This window comes from Streptomyces sp. NPDC104761 (assembly GCF_055583445.1).
The window spans coordinates 1-17,216 of record NZ_JBVJNZ010000015.1; the positions used below are offsets into that span (position 1 = coordinate 1).

The 17,216-nt window shown below is 73.6% G+C and carries 14 protein-coding genes, 1 rRNA gene and 1 pseudogene; 12 read left to right on the plus strand and 4 right to left on the minus strand.

The window, feature by feature from the left end; all coding sequences use genetic code 11:
- The 3 genes and pseudogenes from rrf to ACZ63F_RS33315 all read left to right on the plus strand — a co-directional run.
- Nucleotides 1-93: ribosomal RNA gene (gene rrf / locus ACZ63F_RS33305) — 5S ribosomal RNA — on the plus strand; the annotation flags it as partial.
- A 491-nt stretch (nucleotides 94-584) separates the two neighbouring features.
- Nucleotides 585-1,082, plus strand: a pseudogene (locus ACZ63F_RS33310) (hypothetical protein); the annotation flags it as partial.
- A 228-nt stretch (nucleotides 1,083-1,310) separates the two neighbouring features.
- Complete coding sequence (locus ACZ63F_RS33315) at nucleotides 1,311-2,120, plus strand: tetratricopeptide repeat protein (protein ID WP_469717142.1); 810 nt, start codon at nucleotides 1,311-1,313, stop codon at nucleotides 2,118-2,120.
- A gap of 68 nt (nucleotides 2,121-2,188) precedes the next feature.
- On the opposite strand, the gene ACZ63F_RS33320 is transcribed toward ACZ63F_RS33315, so the two are convergent.
- Nucleotides 2,189-3,472 carry a DUF1015 domain-containing protein gene (locus ACZ63F_RS33320; protein ID WP_469716826.1) on the minus strand — a complete coding sequence of 428 codons (1,284 nt, stop codon included), beginning with the start codon at nucleotides 3,470-3,472 and terminating at the stop codon, nucleotides 2,189-2,191.
- A 94-nt stretch (nucleotides 3,473-3,566) separates the two neighbouring features.
- Here ACZ63F_RS33320 and ACZ63F_RS33325 point away from each other — a divergent pair, with 94 nt between their 5' ends.
- The 4 genes from ACZ63F_RS33325 (at nucleotide 3,567) to ACZ63F_RS33340 (ending at nucleotide 7,692) form a co-directional block, all read left to right on the plus strand.
- On the plus strand, nucleotides 3,567-4,595 hold the full coding sequence (locus ACZ63F_RS33325; RefSeq protein ID WP_469716828.1) for an HAD-IIA family hydrolase: 1,029 nt from the start codon (nucleotides 3,567-3,569) through the stop codon (nucleotides 4,593-4,595).
- Nucleotides 4,596-4,691: 96 nt separating this feature from the next.
- The gene (locus ACZ63F_RS33330; RefSeq protein WP_469716830.1) at nucleotides 4,692-5,735 is read left to right on the plus strand and encodes a FecCD family ABC transporter permease; all 1,044 of its coding nucleotides are present in this window, start codon (nucleotides 4,692-4,694) and stop codon (nucleotides 5,733-5,735) included.
- Nucleotides 5,736-5,779: 44 nt separating this feature from the next.
- Nucleotides 5,780-6,829 carry a FecCD family ABC transporter permease gene (locus ACZ63F_RS33335; protein WP_469716832.1) on the plus strand — a complete coding sequence of 350 codons (1,050 nt, stop codon included), beginning with the start codon at nucleotides 5,780-5,782 and terminating at the stop codon, nucleotides 6,827-6,829.
- A complete protein-coding gene (locus tag ACZ63F_RS33340) occupies nucleotides 6,826-7,692 on the plus strand; it encodes an ABC transporter ATP-binding protein (RefSeq protein WP_469716834.1) in 867 nt (288 codons plus the stop codon). Before ACZ63F_RS33335 ends, ACZ63F_RS33340 begins: the two co-directional genes overlap by 4 nt.
- On the opposite strand, the gene ACZ63F_RS33345 is transcribed toward ACZ63F_RS33340, so the two are convergent.
- Nucleotides 7,676-8,023 carry an SCP2 sterol-binding domain-containing protein gene (locus ACZ63F_RS33345; RefSeq protein ID WP_352363636.1) on the minus strand — a complete coding sequence of 116 codons (348 nt, stop codon included), beginning with the start codon at nucleotides 8,021-8,023 and terminating at the stop codon, nucleotides 7,676-7,678. The two genes, ACZ63F_RS33340 and ACZ63F_RS33345, sit on opposite strands and share 17 nt — an antisense overlap.
- Nucleotides 8,024-8,065: 42 nt before the next feature.
- Between ACZ63F_RS33345 and ACZ63F_RS33350 the strand changes: the two genes are divergently transcribed.
- The 5 genes from ACZ63F_RS33350 to ACZ63F_RS33370 all read left to right on the plus strand — a co-directional run bounded on the left by ACZ63F_RS33350 (nucleotide 8,066) and on the right by ACZ63F_RS33370 (nucleotide 13,488).
- A complete protein-coding gene (locus ACZ63F_RS33350; protein ID WP_469716836.1) occupies nucleotides 8,066-8,398 on the plus strand; it encodes a hypothetical protein in 333 nt (110 codons plus the stop codon).
- A 7-nt stretch (nucleotides 8,399-8,405) separates the two neighbouring features.
- On the plus strand, nucleotides 8,406-9,221 hold the full coding sequence (locus tag ACZ63F_RS33355; RefSeq protein WP_352363632.1) for a TlyA family RNA methyltransferase: 816 nt from the start codon (nucleotides 8,406-8,408) through the stop codon (nucleotides 9,219-9,221).
- Nucleotides 9,218-10,123: an NAD kinase gene (locus ACZ63F_RS33360; RefSeq protein ID WP_351962419.1), complete on the plus strand. Its 906-nt coding sequence runs from the start codon at nucleotides 9,218-9,220 to the stop codon at nucleotides 10,121-10,123. The genes ACZ63F_RS33355 and ACZ63F_RS33360 overlap by 4 nt, the downstream gene beginning before the upstream one ends.
- 190 nt (nucleotides 10,124-10,313) lie before the next feature.
- Nucleotides 10,314-12,032: a DNA repair protein RecN gene (gene recN, locus ACZ63F_RS33365; RefSeq protein ID WP_457701820.1), complete on the plus strand. Its 1,719-nt coding sequence runs from the start codon at nucleotides 10,314-10,316 to the stop codon at nucleotides 12,030-12,032.
- Between the two features lie 319 nt (nucleotides 12,033-12,351).
- The gene (locus ACZ63F_RS33370) at nucleotides 12,352-13,488 is read left to right on the plus strand and encodes a glycosyltransferase family 4 protein (protein ID WP_469716840.1); all 1,137 of its coding nucleotides are present in this window, start codon (nucleotides 12,352-12,354) and stop codon (nucleotides 13,486-13,488) included.
- 59 nt (nucleotides 13,489-13,547) lie between these two features.
- Here ACZ63F_RS33370 and ACZ63F_RS33375 read toward each other — a convergent pair whose 3' ends face one another.
- On the minus strand, nucleotides 13,548-15,191 hold the full coding sequence (locus tag ACZ63F_RS33375) for a PucR family transcriptional regulator (protein ID WP_352363627.1): 1,644 nt from the start codon (nucleotides 15,189-15,191) through the stop codon (nucleotides 13,548-13,550).
- Nucleotides 15,192-15,413: 222 nt separating this feature from the next.
- Nucleotides 15,414-17,216, minus strand: coding sequence for a glycoside hydrolase family 15 protein (locus ACZ63F_RS33380; protein WP_469716843.1), 1,803 nt, complete (start codon nucleotides 17,214-17,216; stop codon nucleotides 15,414-15,416).

Genomic DNA, 17,216 nt, shown 5'->3' on the forward strand with positions numbered 1-17,216 from the left:
ACGCCCGGTTACATTCCGAACCCGGAAGCTAAGCCTTACAGCGCCGATGGTACTGCAGGGGGGACCCTGTGGGAGAGTAGGACACCGCCGAACAATCTTTGGAGGACCCCTGGTCCCAGCGTTCAGCTGGGACCAGGGGTCCTTTTGTTTTTACAATGCTTGCGGTACCGAAGACAGGAGTCACCATGTCCACCAACTCTCCCGACGAGCGACCGGAGCGCGACCAGCGGCGACGGGACAGTGGTGACCGTGGTGACCGCGGCGAGCGTGGCGGGTACCGCGGAGACCGCAACGACCGTGGAGACCGCGGCGGTTACCCCCGCCGCGATGACCGTCGCGACGACAACCGGGGCGGTGGCTACGGCCGGCGTGACGACAACCGCGGTACCGGGTACGGCCGTCGGGACGATCGTCGCGGTGACGAGCGCCGCGACGACAACCGAAGTGGCGGATACGGCCGTCGCGACGACAATCGCGGTGGTGGCGGTTACGCACGGCGTGACGACAACCGTGGGTCCCGTCCGGCGTTCCAGCGTGACGATCGTGGTGGTGACCGGGGTGGCTACGGGCGTCGTGACGACCGGGATCGTGGTCCCCGCCGTGACGACCGTGGTGACCGTCCCGCTTTCCGCCGTGACGACCGCCGTGACGACCGACGCGACGATCGCCGTGACGACCGTGGCGGCTTCCGTCGCGATGACCGCCGTGACGACAGTCGCGGTGGTGGCGGCTACGGCCGGCGTGACGACAACCGTGGGTCCCGTCCGGGGTTCCAGCGTGACGATCGTGGTGGAGACCGGGGTGGCTACGGGCGTCGTGACGACCGGGATCGTGGTCCCCGTCGTGACGACCGTGGGGACCGTCCCGCTTTCCGTCGCGACGACCGACGCGATGACCGTGGGGACCGTCCCGCTTTCCGTCGCGACGACCGCCGCGATGACCGACGCGATGACCGTGGTGACCGTCCCGCTTTCCGTCGCGACGACCGCGACGACCGAGGCGGCTACGGCCGTCGTGACGACCGTCGTGACGACAGCCGCGGTGGCGGCGGCTACGTCCGTCGCGACGACACCCGCGGCGGCTTCCGAGGCCGTGACGACCGTCGTGACGACCGCGGCCGTGGCCCCCGTCGCGACGACAACCGTGGAGGCGGCGGGTACGGCCGCCGGGACGACAGCCGCGGTGGCGGCTACCGGGGCCGTGACGACCGGCGCGACGACCGCCGCGACGATCGCCGTGACGACCGGCGCGGTGGCGGCCGCTTCCGTGACGAGCGGGACCGCGACCGCGACCGCGAGCCGATCAAGCGGCTGCCCATCCCGGAGGACGTCACCGGCGAGGAGATCGACAAGGACGTACGGCAGGAGCTGCAGAGCCTGCCCAAGACGCTCGCGGACGACGTCGCCAGGAACCTGGTGATGGTCGCCCGGCTCATCGACGAGGACCCCGAGGGCGCCTACGGCTACTCCAGGGTGGCCCTTCGGCTGGCCTCCCGTGTCGCCGCCGTACGCGAGGCCGCCGGGTTCGCCGCGTACGCGAACCAGAAGTACGCCGAGGCGCTCGCCGAGTTCCGGGCCGCCCGGCGCATGACCGGCACCGTCGACCTGTGGCCGGTGATGGCCGACTGCGAGCGTGGGCTCGGGCGGCCGGAGAAGGCGCTGGACATGGCCGGCGCCCCCGAGGTGCACAAGCTGGACAAGGCCGGCCAGGTCGAGATGCGGCTCGTCGCGGCCGGTGCCCGGCGTGACATGGGGCAGCTGGACGCGGCCATCGTGACGCTGCAGAGCCCCGAGCTGGCCTCCAGCTCCGTGCAGCCGTGGACCGCGCGGCTGCGGTACGCCTACGCCGACGCCCTGCTTGCGGCCGGGCGAGCCGACGAGGCGCGGGAGTGGTTCGCCAAGGCCGTCGAGGCCGACCGGGACGGCAGCACGGACGCCTCCGACCGGCTGGCCGAGCTGGACGGGGTCGAGTTCGTCGACGCCCTGGACGAGGAGGAAGCCGACGAGGCCCCGGAGGAAGCCGACGAGGCCCCGGAGGGGGCCGAGGCCTCGGCCGGGCCTGACGCCGAGGCCGAGCCCGAGGCCGAGGCCGAGTCCGAGTCCGACGCCGAGCAGGACTGAGTTCGTCCGCCGGGTGATCGAGTGACGGAGAGAGGGCGGACCCCCGACCGGGGTCCGCCCTCTCTCCGTCAGACGTCGAGCGCCCGCAGTACCAGCCCCGACGCCGGCTTCGGGCCGAAGGACGTCGACTTGCGGGGCATCGTCACACCCTGGCGGGCCAGGTCGCGGACGACCTCCTCGCGCACCGGGTGCATGAGGACGGCCGTACCGCCGTCGCGTTCGGCCTTGGCGACCGTCGCCACCGTGTCGTGGATGTAGGCGATGTGCGCGGGCGAGTCCTCGGGGATGCGCCAGACGTGGTCGAGGAGCGTGGCGTGCAGGACGGTCGCGTCCAGGGTGCGCCAGGCGGCCGGACGGTCGTCCGGGATCGTACGGGCCAGGAGGTCCGGGTCCGGGCGGTCGATGAGATGGAAGGCGCCGTCGCCGGCCAGCAGGAACGCGTTGCCCTCGCAGACCGCGTCCGCCAGCGTTTCCTGGGCCGCGGCCAGGGGGAGGTCGAGGCGTCGTACCCGGAACAGGCCCTTGACGTGCTCCAGTGCTTCCGCGACCGGCAGGCCGTGCAGCAGGCGGTGGATGGCGCGGACGCGCAGCGGGTAGCGGGCCGTGTCGACGAGCAGCACCAGGCCGTAGTCCCAGGGGCTGGGCGAGGGGTGCTCCGCGCGTAGACGCAGGTAGGTGGCCCAGCGGTGGTGGCCGTCGGCGATCAGGGCCTGGCGGTGGGCCAGGTCGGACTGGACGAGGGCCAGCTCGTCGGGGTCGGTGATCGACCAGAGGCGGTGCCGGAAGCCGTCCTCCGTGGTGGTGGCGAGGAGCGGGGGGCGGGCGGCGACGGTTTCGATGATCTCGGCGGTCGTGCCGTTGCCCCGGTAGGTGAGCAGGAGCGGTTCGAGGTTGGCCGAGGTGGCACGCATCAGGGCCGCGCGGTCTGCGACGACCGGGGGCATGACCTCCTCGTGCGGCAGGACCACGCCCTCGGACGGCTCCGAGACCCGCAGGGCGCCGATGATTCCGCGCTGGAGCAGGCCGTTTCCGTCCTGCTGTTCGTAGACGTACAGGGCCGGTTCGGGATCCGCTGCGAGGATGCCCTCGGCCTGCCAGCGGTGGAGGGTGTCGGCCGCCTGTTCGGTGCCGGCGCTGGGGGTACCGGCCTGGGGGAGGATGAGGCGGACGATGTTGTGCGGGTCGGCGGACTGGAGGTGGTGTACGCCGTCGGGGCGCACGACGACGTCGTACGGCGGGGAGGTGACGGCGGCCAGGCTGCCGACCCGGTCCGGGTCGTAGCGAAGGCCTCGGAACGGGGTGAGTTCCAGGCCTCGGCGCTCCGTTGCTTCCGAGTGACCTGCAGTGTTCATCCCGGCATCGTACGTGTGTCAGTGGCGTGCGGGATGATCGACGGTGAAGGGCGGGCGGACGAAGAGTGACGAGGAGTGACGAGGAGCGATGGGGATGAGCCAGGGCGTCAGGACTGGTCCCGAGGGCAGCGGACAGGCCCTGAGCACGGCGTACGACACGGCGCTGCTCGATCTGGACGGGGTGGTGTACGCGGGCGGCAGCGCGATCGCGCACGCCGTGGAGTCGCTGGAGGTCGCCCGTGCGGGCGGCATGCGTCTGGCGTACGTCACCAACAACGCGCTGCGGACTCCGGACGCGGTGGCGGAGCACCTCACCGAGCTGGGCATTCCGACGGGGGCCGGCGAGGTCATCACCTCGGCGCAGGCGGTCGCGCGGCTGATCAGTGAGCAGGTGCCGGCCGGGGCGCGGGTGCTGGTGATCGGCGGGGAGGGCCTCCGTGTCGCGCTGCGGGAGCGGGGCCTTGAACCGGTGGAGTCCGCCGACGACGATCCGGCGGCCGTGGTGCAGGGGTACGGCGGCCCCGACCTGCCCTGGGGACGGTTCGCCGAGGCGTCGTACGCGGTCGCGCGCGGGGTGCCGTGGTTCGCGTCCAACACCGATCTGACGATCCCGAGCGGGCGCGGGATCGCGCCGGGCAACGGCGCGGCGGTGGCGGTGGTCCGGATCGCGACGGGTGCCGAGCCGCAGGTGGCGGGCAAGCCGCTGCCGCCGATGCACCGGGAGACGATCCTGCGGACGGGTGCGGAGCGGCCGTTGGTGGTCGGGGACCGGCTGGACACCGACATCGAGGGCGCGTTCAACGGCGGGGTCGACTCGCTGCTCGTGCTGACCGGCGTCACCGACGGGCGGCAGCTGCTCGCCGCGCCGCCGCAGCACCGGCCGACCTTCGTCGACGCCGACCTGCGCGGGCTGCTCACCGGGCAGCCGGAGGTCACGGCCGTCGGCGACGGCTTCCGGTGCGGCGGCTGGACGGCGACGGCGGGGGACGGCCGGCTGGAGCTGGAGGGCGACGGCGGGGCGCTCGACGGGCTGCGGGCGCTGTGCGCGGCGGCCTGGACGGCGGCCGGGGAGGGCTCCTGCGAGCTGGACGGAGGCAAGTCACTGGCGCGGCTGGGTCTCTGAGCCGGCGTAGGCGACGGCCCCCTGTCCGCGTCGGGTGCGGGAGCCGTGGGGGACGCGGCCTCGAAGCGCAATGCGAGGGTAGGCTAACCTAACCTTGTGTTGGTCGACAGTCCCCCCGAACAGCGCGCGGAGACCGCTCTCGCGCCCCCGAACCGTCGGGCGATACGGGCCCTCGGGCTCCTCGTCTCCGTAGTGATCCTGCTGCTCGTCGCCTTGGCGAGCATCGCGATCGGGGCGAAACAGCTGCCGTTGGACCAGGTCTGGCACGGCCTGTTCCACGACACGGGGACATACGGCGACGTCGTCGTCGGCACGCGGCTGTCGCGGACCGTCCTCGGCCTGCTGGCGGGGGCCGCCCTCGGCCTGTCCGGGGCGGTGCTCCAGGCGCTCACCCGCAACCCGCTCGCCGACCCCGGGCTGCTCGGCATCAACGCGGGCGCGTCGGCCGCGGTGGTCACCGCCATCACCTACTTCGGCGTCAGCACCCTCAGCGGCTACGTGTGGTTCGCCTTCCTCGGGGCGGCCGTGGTGGGCGCGCTGGTGTGGTTCCTGGGCGGCAGCCGGGGCGCCACCCCGGTCCGGCTGGCCCTCGCCGGTACGGCGATCAGCGCCGCGCTCTACGGCTACGTCCAGGCCGTGATGATCACGGACGACGCGGCGCTCAACAAGCTGCGCTTCTGGACGGTGGGTTCGCTGGCCTCGGCCGGCAACTCCACGATCGTGCAGGTACTGCCGTTCCTCGCGGCCGGCACCCTGCTCGCCCTGGGCCTCGCCCGGCCCCTGAACGCGGTGGCGATGGGCGACGACACCGCCCGCGCCCTCGGCGCCCACCTGGGCCGCACCCGGGCCCTCGCCATGCTCGCCGCCACCGTGCTGTGCGGCGCGGCCACCGCCGCCTGCGGCCCGATCGCCTTCGTCGGCCTGATGGTCCCGCACGTCGTGCGCTCCTTCACCGGCCCCGACCTGCGCTGGATCCTGCCGTACGCGACGGTCCTGTCGCCCGCGCTGCTGCTCGGCGCCGACGTCATCGGCCGGATCGTGGCCCGCCCCTCGGAACTCCAGGTCGGTATCGTCACCGCGATCATCGGCGGGCCGGTCTTCATTCTTCTCGTACGACGGCGGAGGACGGCCCAACTGTGAGGACCGCTGCGAAGACCGCTGCGAAGGCAGCTCCGAAGGCCGGTGTGAAGACCGCCGAAAAGAGCGCCCTCACTCTGCGCACCCCCGGCGGGTTCTCCCTGCGGATCGACGTGCGCGCACTGGTCGTGGTCGTCGCGCTGCTGCTGGCCGCGTGCGCCGCGAGTGTCGTGCTGATCGGCACCGGGGACTTCCCGATCTCCTTCGGCGACGTGCTGCGGACGCTGGCCGGGAACGGCACCGCCGGGCAGGACTTCATCGTCAACGAGCTGCGGCTGCCGCGGGTGCTGGTCGGTCTGCTGGTCGGTGCCTCGCTGGGGCTCGGCGGCGCGCTGTTCCAGTCGATCTCCCGCAACCCGCTGGGCAGCCCGGACGTGCTCGGCCTCTCCCAGGGCGCCACCTCAGGGGCGCTCGTCGTCATCGTGCTGCTGTCCGGGACCGCCGCCCAGGTCACCGTCGGGGCACTGCTCGGCGGTCTGGTGACCGGCCTCGCCCTCTACCTCCTGGCCTGGAAGCAGGGCGTGCACGGCTACCGGCTGGTCCTGGTCGGCATCGGCGTCTCCGCGATCGTCACCGCGGTCAACGGCTACCTGCTCACCAAGGCCGACCTGGTCGACGCGACCCGCGCGGTCGTCTGGATGACCGGGTCCCTCGACGGCCGTGACTGGAGCCAGGTCTGGCCGCTGCTCGCGCTGTGCGCGGTCCTCGTCCCCCTCGTCCTCGCCAACGCGCGGGGCCTGAGGATGATGGAGATGGGCGACGACGTGTCGAACGCCCTCGGGGTACGGGTCGAGCGGGTGCGGATGCTGCTGATGGTGGCCGCCGTCCTGCTGACCGCGGCCGCCACCGCCGCCGCCGGCCCCGTCGGCTTCGTGGCCCTCACCGCCCCCCAGCTCGCCCGCCGCCTCACCCGCTCGCCCGGCCCCAACCTGGTGCCCTCCCTCTGCATGGGCGCCACCCTGCTGGTCACCGCCGACTGGGCCTCCCAGCGCGCCTTCGGCGCGGACCAGCTGCCCGTGGGCGTGGTCACCGGCGTCCTCGGCGGGGTCTATCTGCTCTGGCTCCTCGTCACCGAGCGCCGGGCGGGCCGGATATGAGCCCCACCCCCCAGCCGAACACCGCGTCAGACAGTGAGCCGGACCGCAAGAGGAGCACCGTGAACCGCCTGTCCGCCGAGAACGTCACCCTCGCCTATGACCAGCGCGTCATCGCCGAGCAGCTGTCGGTGGAGATCCCCGACAACTCGTTCACGGTGATCGTCGGCCCCAACGCCTGCGGCAAGTCGACGCTGCTGCGCGCGCTGTCCCGGATGCTCAGGCCCAGTGAGGGCCGGGTGCTGCTCGACGGCCAGGTCATCCAGTCGATGCCCGCGAAGAAGGTGGCCCGCACGCTCGGCCTGCTCCCGCAGTCGTCCACCGCGCCCGACGGCATCACCGTCGGCGACCTGGTCGGCCGCGGCCGCTACCCGCACCAGGGCATCCTGCGCCAGTGGTCCGCCGAGGACGAACGGGTCGTCCAGGAGTCGATGGCGCAGACCGGGGTAGGCGAACTCGCCGACCGGTACGTCGACGAGCTCTCCGGCGGCCAGCGGCAGCGCGTCTGGATCGCCATGGCGCTCGCCCAGCAGACCCCGCTGCTGCTCCTCGACGAGCCGACCACCTATCTGGACATCCAGCACCAGATCGACGTCCTGGACCTGTGCGCCGAACTCCACGAGGAGCAGGGGCGGACGCTGGTCGCCGTGCTGCACGACCTGAACCACGCGGCCCGGTACGCCACCCACCTCGTCGCGCTCAAGGGCGGCCGGGTCGTCGCCGAGGGCGCCCCGAACGACATCGTCACCGCCGAACTGGTGGAGGAGGTCTTCGGGCTGCGCTGCCAGGTCATCGACGACCCGGAGACGGGGACCCCGCTGGTGGTGCCGGCGGCCCGCAGGGCGAGGGTCACAACAGCTTCCTGAGCCGGAACAGGTCCAGCAGGTTCGCCTCCAGCTTCACCCGGCCCGACCCCCAGGCGCCGGCGAAGTTCAGCTCGCCGTCGACCAGGGCCAGCAGGTCGTCGCCGGCCATGGCGAGTCTGATCTGTGCCTTCTCCCGCGGCGGGCCGGGGTACGTCTCCTCGACCTCGATCCGGCCGCCGGTGAGCCGGCCGGCGAAGGTGACGTCCAGGTCGGTGATGTGGCAGCTGACCGTGCGGTCCATGGCGGCGGCCGCGCGGACGTCGCCCTCGGCGCCGCCCATGCTGTGCGAGAGCTTGTCGAGTGCGGCGCGGCACTCCTCGATCGTGGCCATCGCGATCGACGGTACCCCAGCGCTTCGATGTAGCGTCGGGGCATGACCGACTCTGCGCCCGAAGGCCTGGTGGCGGCCCCGGGGACGGAGGCCGGGGAAGCGGCCGCCGTCGAACCCGAGTACGACCCCGCCGCGCCCGCCCCGCTGAACGTCCCCCGCACCCCCACCGGCAACGCCGAGGTCGACGCACAGCTCGACCGGCTGGCCGACGCCGACCACCTCGCCACGGACGGCCACCTGGAGGTGTACGAGGATGTACACCGGGGGTTGCGCGACGCGCTGACCGCGCTCGACACCCGCCCCGGAGCCCCGGCGCCCACGCCGCCGTTCGGCAACCGGGCGCCCGCACCGTCGTACCACCAGAGCAGGAGCTGAACCCACCGTGGCAGGAGTCGCACGTCGCCGTCTGGACGCGGAGCTGGTCCGCCGGAAGCTGGCGCGCTCGCGCGAGCACGCCAGCCAGCTGATCGCCGCCGGGCGGGTCACCGTCGGCAAGACCCTCGCGACCAAGCCGGCCACCCAGGTGGAGACCGCCGCCGCCATCGTCGTCCAGTCCGACGACAGCGATCCCGAGTACGTGTCGCGGGGCGGCCACAAGCTGGCCGGCGCGCTGGCGGCGTTCGTCCCGCAGGGACTGGTGGTCGAGGGACGGCGGGCGCTGGACGCGGGGGCCTCGACCGGAGGCTTCACCGATGTGCTGCTGCGCGCGGGCGCCGCGCACGTCGTCGCCGTCGACGTCGGCTACGGCCAACTCGCGTGGTCTCTGCAGAGCGATGAACGCGTCACCGTCAAGGACCGTACGAACGTACGCGAGTTGACGCTTGAAGCGATCGATGGGGAGCCTGTGGATCTTGTCGTGGGTGATCTGTCCTTCATCCCGCTCGGGCTGGTGCTGCCGGCCCTGGCGCGGTGCGTGAGGCCGGACGCCGACCTGGTGATGATGGTCAAGCCGCAGTTCGAGGTGGGCAAGGAGAGGCTGGGCAGCGGGGGTGTCGTACGGAGTCCGCAGCTGCGGGCGGAGGCCGTGCGGGGGGTTGCCGAGAAGGCGTGGGAGCTGGGGCTCGGGGTGAACGGTGTCACCGCCAGTCCGCTGCCCGGGCCGTCCGGCAACGTCGAGTACTTTCTGTGGCTGCGGGCCGGCGCACCCCAGTTGGATCCGGCCGACGTTGACCGTGCAGTGGCGGAGGGGCCGCGTTGACAGAGAACCGAGCTCGTACTGTTTTCCTGCTGGCCCACACCGGGCGGCCCGCCGCGATCCGCAGCGCCGAGCTTGTGGTGAAGGGGCTGCTGGCGGCCGGGGTCGGCGTACGGGTCCTGGACTTCGAGGCCCGCGACCTGCCGCTGCCCGACGAGGTCGAACTCGTCGAGGAGGCCTCGCCGCACAGCCTCGACGGCTGCGAGCTGCTGATCGTGCTCGGCGGTGACGGGACGCTGCTGCGCGGCGCCGAGTTCGCCCGCGCCTCCGGGGTGCCGATGCTCGGCGTCAACCTCGGCAGCGTCGGGTTCCTCGCGGAGGCCGAGCGGGACGACCTCGACAAGGTCGTCGACCGGGTGGTGAGCCGGGCGTACGAGGTCGAGGAGCGGATGACCGTCGACGTCGTCGTGCACCGCAACGGGGACATCGTGCACACCGACTGGGCGCTGAACGAGGCGGCCGTGCAGAAGGCGGGCGCCGAGAAGCTCCTCGAAGTGGTGCTGGAGATCGACGGGCGGCCGGTGACCGGGTTCGGGTGCGACGGGATCGTGCTGTCGACGCCGACCGGTTCGACGGCGTACGCGTTCTCCGCGGGCGGGCCGGTGGTGTGGCCGGAGGTGGAGGCGCTGCTGATGGTGCCGATCTCCGCGCACGCGCTGTTCGCGAAGCCGCTGGTGACGTCGCCGGACTCGGTGCTGGCGGTGGAGGTGCTGCCGCACATCCAGCCGGGTGTGCTGTGGTGCGACGGGCGGCGGACGGTGGAGCTGCCGCCGGGGGCACGGGTCGAGGTGCGGCGGGGGGCGGTGCCGGTGCGGCTGGCCCGATTGCATCACGCGTCGTTCACCGACCGGTTGGTGGCGAAGTTCGCGCTGCCCGTCTCCGGATGGCGGGGGGCGCCGCACTAGCGGTTCGTGGGGGCCGGTTCCAGTGCGTCGGCGGGTGCGGGTGCGTGGGGGCCGGCCGCGCAGTTCCTCCCCCAGCCTTCGGCCGGGGGTACCCCCAGCGCCCCTTCAGGTAGGGACACCCGCCCGAGTGACAAGGGCACCTCGCACTTCTCGGCCTCGACCTCGTAAGGTCTTCCCCGTGCTGGAAGAAATGCGGATACGGTCCCTCGGAGTCATCGACGACGCCGTCGTCGAGCTGTCGCCGGGGTTCACCGCCGTCACCGGTGAGACCGGTGCGGGCAAGACCATGGTGGTCACCAGCCTGGGGCTGCTGCTGGGCGGGCGGGCCGACCCCGCGCTCGTGCGGATCGGGTCCGAGAAGGCGGTCGTCGAGGGGCGGGTCACCGTGCCCGAGGGAGCCTCGGCGGCCGTACGGGCCGAGGAGGCCGGCGCCGAGCTGGACGACGGTGCGCTGCTCATCAGCCGTACCGTTTCCGCCGAGGGGCGCTCGCGGGCGCACCTGGGCGGGCGGAGCGTGCCCGTGGGGCTGCTCGCCGACCTCGCCGACGACCTGGTGGCCGTGCACGGGCAGACCGACCAGCAGGGGCTACTGAAGCTGTCCCGGCAGCGGCAGGCCCTCGACCGCTACGCGGGCGACGGGGTCGCCGTGCCGCTCGCCAAGTACGGCGAGGCCTACCGGCGGCTGCGGGCCGTGGCGGTCGAGCTGGAGGAGATCGTCACGCGCGCGCGTGAGCGGGCCCAGGAGGCCGACATGCTCCGCTACGGGCTGGACGAGATCGCCGGCGTGGAGCCGCGGGCCGGCGAGGACGTCGAGCTCGCCGAGGAGGCCGAGCGGCTCGGCCACGCCGAGGCGCTGTCGTCCGCCGCGACCGCCGCGCACTCCGCGCTCGCGGGCAACCCCGAGGACCCCGAGGGCATCGACGCGGCCACCCTCGTCGCGGGCGCCCACCGGGCCCTGGAGGCCGTGCGGTCGCACGACCCGGCGCTCGCCGCGCTCGCCGACCGGATCGGCGAGGTCGGCATCCTGCTGGGCGACGTGGCGGGCGAGCTGGCCGGGTACGCCGACGACCTGGACGCCGATCCACTGCGGCTCGCGGCCGTGGAGGAGCGGCGTGCCGCGCTCACCGCGCTCACCCGCAAGTACGGCGAGAGCATCGACGCCGTGCTGGCCTGGGCCGAGCAGGGAGCCGCGCGGCTCACCGAACTCGACGGCGACGACGAGCGGATCGACGAACTGACCGCCGAGCGGGACGCCCTGCGGACGGAACTGGGCGGTCTCGCCCAGGCCCTGACGGACGCGCGCACCGAGGCCGCCGAACGCTTCGCGGCCGCCGTCACCGCCGAGCTGGGCTCCCTCGCGATGCCGCACGCGCGCGTGTCCTTCGCCATCCGGCAGACCGAGGACCCGGAGGGCGTGGAGGTCGGCGGCCGGGCGGTCGCCTACGGCCCGTCGGGCGCCGACGAGGTCGAGCTGCTCCTCGCCCCGCACCCCGGGGCCCCGCCCCGTCCGATCGCCAAGGGCGCCTCCGGCGGTGAGCTGTCCCGGGTGATGCTCGCCGTGGAGGTCGTCTTCGCGGGCACCGACCCGGTCCCGACGTACCTCTTCGACGAGGTCGACGCCGGCGTCGGCGGCAAGGCGGCGGTGGAGATCGGGCGCCGGCTGGCCAAGCTCGCCAAGTCCGCGCAGGTGGTCGTCGTCACCCACCTTCCCCAGGTCGCGGCCTTCGCCGACCGCCAGTTGCTGGTCGAGAAGACCAACGACGGGTCGGTCACCCGGTCCGGCGTGAAGGTCCTGGAGGGTGAGGAGCGGGTACGCGAGCTGTCCCGCATGCTGGCGGGCCAGGAGGACTCGGAGACGGCACGGGCGCACGCCGAGGAACTGCTGGCGGCGGCACGGGCGGACCGCTGACGCAGCACTGACCGGGGGGCGGGCGGCGGTGCGTCACCCGCCCCTCCGACGTTCGCCCGCCGCTCCCTCAGCAGGCCGAAACCGACGGCCGCTTCCCCCGCGGCGGCGTTTTCGTCACCCTCCCGGGTGACACGGTTCGGCGCATTGCCCCGGCCCGCCTCGGTATGTGCCTTCTCGGAATACCCGGAACACCCTTGTGTGCTGGCATCCTTGAAGGGGACGCGGTGTCCGGGGGAGGCGCGCGGCGATGCCCTCGGCCCCGATACCTTCTGTACGTTCCCTCGTGACCGCCCCACGCCGAACCAGGAGCCCCGGCCGCGTGAGCCCCGTGAGCAGCAACGCACCGCACGGTCAGTCGCCGCTGCGCACCGTGCAGGTGCTGGGCGGCGGCAACGCCGGCAGCAGTGTGCACGTGCGTTCGCTGGCGGCCGGCCTCGTCGCGCGGGGCGTGCGGGTCACGGTGTGCGCCCCCGCCGAGGCCGATCGCGCCTACGGCTTCTCGGACGTCGGCGCCGATCACGTGCACGTGCCGCGCAGCAGTGACCCGGGGTCCGTGGCGGCGCTCCGCGCGGCCTGCACGGACGCCGACCTGGTGCACGCCCACGGCCTGCACGCCTCCTTCCGCGCCGCGCTGGCGCTGAGCGGACGCAGCACCCCGCTCGTCGTCACCTGGCACAACCGCGCTCATGCCGAGGGCGCCCGGGGACACCTGCTGCGGATGCTGGAGCGGCGGGTGGTGCGGGCGGCCGCCGTGGTGCTCGGGACCACCTCCGACCTGGTGGACCGGGCCCGCCGTACCGGCGCCCGGGACGCCCGGCTCGCCGCGGTGGCGCTGCCCGGCCGGCGGCAGCCCGTGGACCAGGACGAGGCGGAGCTGCTGCGGCCCAAGGTCCGTGCCGAACTCGGCGCCATGGGGCGGCCGTTGCTCATCGCCGTCGGCTCCCTCGACCGGCACCGCGGCTACGACCACCTGCTGGACGCGGCGCGTGCCTGGTGCCGGCTCGACCCCGTACCGCTCCTCGTCGTCGCCGGCGAGGGGCCGCTGCGCCCGGCGTTGCAGCGGCGGATCGAGGACGAGGAGTTGCCCGTGCGGCTGCTCGGGCGCCGCGACGACGTCTCCGAACTGCTCGCCGCCGCCGATCTGGCGCTGCTGCCCAGCAGCTGGGAGTCCCGTTCCGTCCTCGCCCAGGAGGCCCTGCACGCGCGCGTGCCGCTCGTCGCGACCTCCGTCGGCGGTGTCCCCGACCTGGTGGGCGATGCGGCCGAGCTGGTCGCGTACGGCGACGCACGGGCCCTCGCCGACGCCGTCGTACGCCTGCTCGGTGACCCCGAGCGCTGTGCGGAGCTGCGCGAGCGGGGTGCCCGGCAGGCGGCCGGCTGGCCCACGGAGGACGAGACCGTGGCCCAAGTGCTCAGCGTCTACGACGAGTTGACGCAGCCCCGACCGCTGCCGTGAGGCCGTGAGACGTTGAGACCGTGCGGCCCCAGGGAGCGTGCGGCCCCAGGGAACCGGCCCTAGGGAACGTGCCGGCGGGCCCGCAGTGCCAGGCTCAATGCCATGACCACCTGCGGGTCGTCGAGGTCCGTGCCCAGCAACTCCCCGATGCGGGCGAGGCGGTTGTAGAGGGTCTGCCGGTTGAGGTGGAGTTCACGGGCCGTCTCCGCCTTGCGGCCCGCGTGCGCCAGGTAGGTCTCCAGGGTGGGCAGCAGCGGCGGCCTGGAGCGGTGGTCGTGGTCGCGCAGCGGGCCGATCGCGCGGTCGACGAACGCCGCCAGGTCGGGATGGTCGCGCAGCCGCCACAGCAGGAGGTCGATGTCGAGGCGGCGGGCGTCGAACCAGGGCCGGTCGGCGAGGCCCTCGGCGGCCGTCGCCGTCTCGGCCGCGTGCCGCAGGCCCGCCGACGCCGCCGCCCAGCCGCCGGCCGCGCCGACCACCACGACCGGGGGAGCGGCGCCGGGGCGCTGCATCCCGGCGCGCTCCACTCCCGCCCGGAGCGCCGCCGCGACCCGGTCCGCGACCGTCGCCCGCTCCGCCTCCGAGCGCAGGCCCAGCAGCAGCGGGACGCGGCCCTCGACCGGCCGTACGCCGAGCAGGACGGGCACGCCCACGGCGGCCAGTTCCTCGCCCACCGCGCGGGCCAGCACCGCCCAGCCGCCACCGGGGGACAGGGAGTCGCCGACCCGCATGACCACCGGCAGCAGCGGGCTGCCGCCGGGCTTGAAGCCGAGGACCCGGGCCTGCGCCGGGGCGTCCTCGGCGGTGATGCGGCCCTCGGCGAGGTCGGTCAGGAAGTCGCCGCGCCCGCGCGCCGCCAGCTCCTCCTCCTGGCGGGCCTGCATCAGGACGACGGCCAGGATGCCGGCGGCGCGTTCGGCGGCCATGCGGTGCACGGGCGCGAGCGGCCCGCGGACGGGGGACAGCACCAGCCGGGCCCGGACCGAGCCCGTGCCCGGCCCCCCGCCCGGCACGTCCACCAGGACCACCCCGGTCGGCGGCGGCGCGTCCTTGTGCTGGCCGCGCAGCCCTTCCCACACCTGGAGCGGATCGGCCCCCTCGGGCCCGGAACCGGCGGCGTACAGGAGCCTGCCGTCGGCGGCCTCCAGGAAGACCGGGTTGCCGCCGAAGTCGGCCAGGATGGCCAGCACCTGGGGGATGCCGCCACCGTCCAGCAGGGCCTCGGTGCAGCGTCGGTGCACCTCCTCGGCGCGCTGGAGGAGCGTGTAGTGGTGGTTGACGATCTCGGTGTGGATCTCCTCCGTGACCGTCACGAACGGCACCTCGCGGTGCAGCACGACCAGCGGCAGCCCGGTCGTCCTCGCGGTGTCGACGAGGGTGGCCGGCAGCCGGGAGAACCGCGCGCCCAGCTCCACCACCAGGGCGGCGATGCCCCGCTCGGCGAGCGTACGCACGAAGGCCCGCTGCTCGGCGGGGCGGGTGCCCAGGCCGTAGCCGGTGGTCAGCAGCAGTTCGCCGCCCTTCAGCAGCGAGGCGATGTTCGGCACCTCGCCCGCGTGCACCCAGCGCACGGTGCGGTTCAGCCGGTCGGCACCCGCCAGGATCTCCGGCAGCCCGCTGCGCAGCGCGGGCAGCTCCAGTGCCCGCTGCACGGTGATCCCGGCGCCCTGGTTGTCGGGCCCGCTGCCCCTACCGCTGTCCATGGAGCGGACGCTACCTGGGAGAATGCCTCCGCGGCACCCTCCGCCGGAAGGGGCACCGCCTGCCGGAAGGGCACCGCCTGCCGGAACGGGCACCGCCTGCCGGAAGGGCACCCTCTGCCGGAAGGGCACCGTCCGCCGGAAGGGCACCGTCCGCCGGAACGGGCGCCTTTCGCTGCGACGGGGACCGCCCCGCCGACGGCGTTCGCCCGCTCCGCCCGGCGGCTATCCTCCGTACGCCCCGGAAGCCGTGAGGCGCAGCGCCGTGTCGATCAACGGCACGTGACTGAACGCCTGCGGGAAGTTGCCCACCTGCCGCTTCAGCCGCGGATCCCACTCCTCCGCGAGCAGCCCGAGGTCGTTGCGCAGCGCGAGCAGCTTCTCGAACAGCTTGCGGGCCTCGTCGACCCGGCCGATCATCGCGAGGTCGTCGGCCATCCAGAACGAGCACGCCAGGAAGGCACCCTCGTCGCCGGGCAGGCCGTCCACGCCCTCGTCGCCGCCAGCGGTCGGGTAGCGCAGGATGAAGCCGTCCGAGGTGGACAGCTCCCGCTGGATCGCCTCGATGGTGCCGATGACCCGCTTGTCGTCCGGCGGCAGGAAACCCATCTGGGGGATCAGCAGCAGCGACGCGTCCAGCTCCTGGGAGCCGTAGGACTGCGTGAAGGTGTTGCGCTCCTTGTCGTAGCCCCGCTCGCAGACGTCCCGGTGGATGTCGTCGCGCAGTTCCTTCCAGCGCTCCAGCGGGCCGTCCGCGTCCCCGGACTCGATCAGCTTGATGGTGCGGTCCACCGCGACCCAGGCCATCACCTTGGAGTGCACGAAGTGCCGGCGCGGCCCGCGCACCTCCCAGATGCCCTCGTCCGGCTCGTCCCAGTGGTCCTCCAGGTAGCGGATGAGCTTGAGCTGGAGGAGGGAGGCGTAGTCGTTGCGGGCGAGGCCGGTCATGTGGGCCAGGTGCAGGGCCTCGGTGACCTCGCCGTACACGTCCAGCTGGAGCTGGTGCGCCGCGCCGTTGCCGACCCGGACGGGCGCCGAGTGCTCGTAGCCGGGCAGCCAGTCCAGCTCGGCCTCGCCCAGCTCCCGCTCGCCCGCGATGCCGTACATGATCTGCAGGTTCTCGGGGTCGCCCGCGACCGCGCGCAGCAGCCACTCGCGCCAGGCGCGGGCCTCCTCGCGGTAGCCGGTGCGCAGCAGGGAGGACAGGGTGATGGCCGCGTCGCGGAGCCAGGTGTAGCGGTAGTCCCAGTTGCGGACGCCGCCGATGTCCTCCGGCAGGGAGGTGGTCGGCGCGGCGACGATGCCGCCCGTGGGGGCGTAGGTGAGGGCCTTGAGGGTGATCAGCGAGCGGACGACGGCCTCGCGGTACGGGCCGTGGTACGTGCAGTGCTCGACCCACTCCCGCCAGAAGTCCTCGGTCGCCTGCAGCGACTGCTCCGGCTCCGGCAGCGCGGGCGGCTGCTTGTGCGAGGGCTCCCAGGAGATCGTGAACGCGATCCGGTCACCGGGGGCCACCGTGAAGTCCGCGTACGTGGTCAGCGCCTTGCCGTAGGTCTCCGCCGAGGTGTCGAACCACACCGAGTCGGGGCCCGCGACGGCGACCGTACGGCCGTCGTGCTTGTGCACCCAGGGGACGACCCGGCCGTAGGAGAACCGCATGCGCAGCACCGAGCGCATCGGCACCCGGCCGGTGACGCCCTCGACGATGCGGATCAGCTGGGGCGCGCCGTCACGCGGGGGCATGAAGTCGATGACCCGGACCGTGCCGCGCGGGGTGTCCCACTCGGACTCCAGGATCAGCGAGTCGCCGCGGTAGGTGCGGCGCGCCGCGGTCGGCGGCTGGGAGTCGGCCGCGTGCGCCGGGCCGAGCCGCCAGAAGCCGTGTTCCTCGGTGCCGAGCAGACCGGCGAAGATGGCATGCGAGTCGAAGCGGGGCAGGCACAGCCAGTCGACCGTGCCGTCCCGGCAGACCAGGGCAGCGGTCTGCATGTCTCCGATGAGTGCGTAATCTTCGATGCGCCCGGCCAC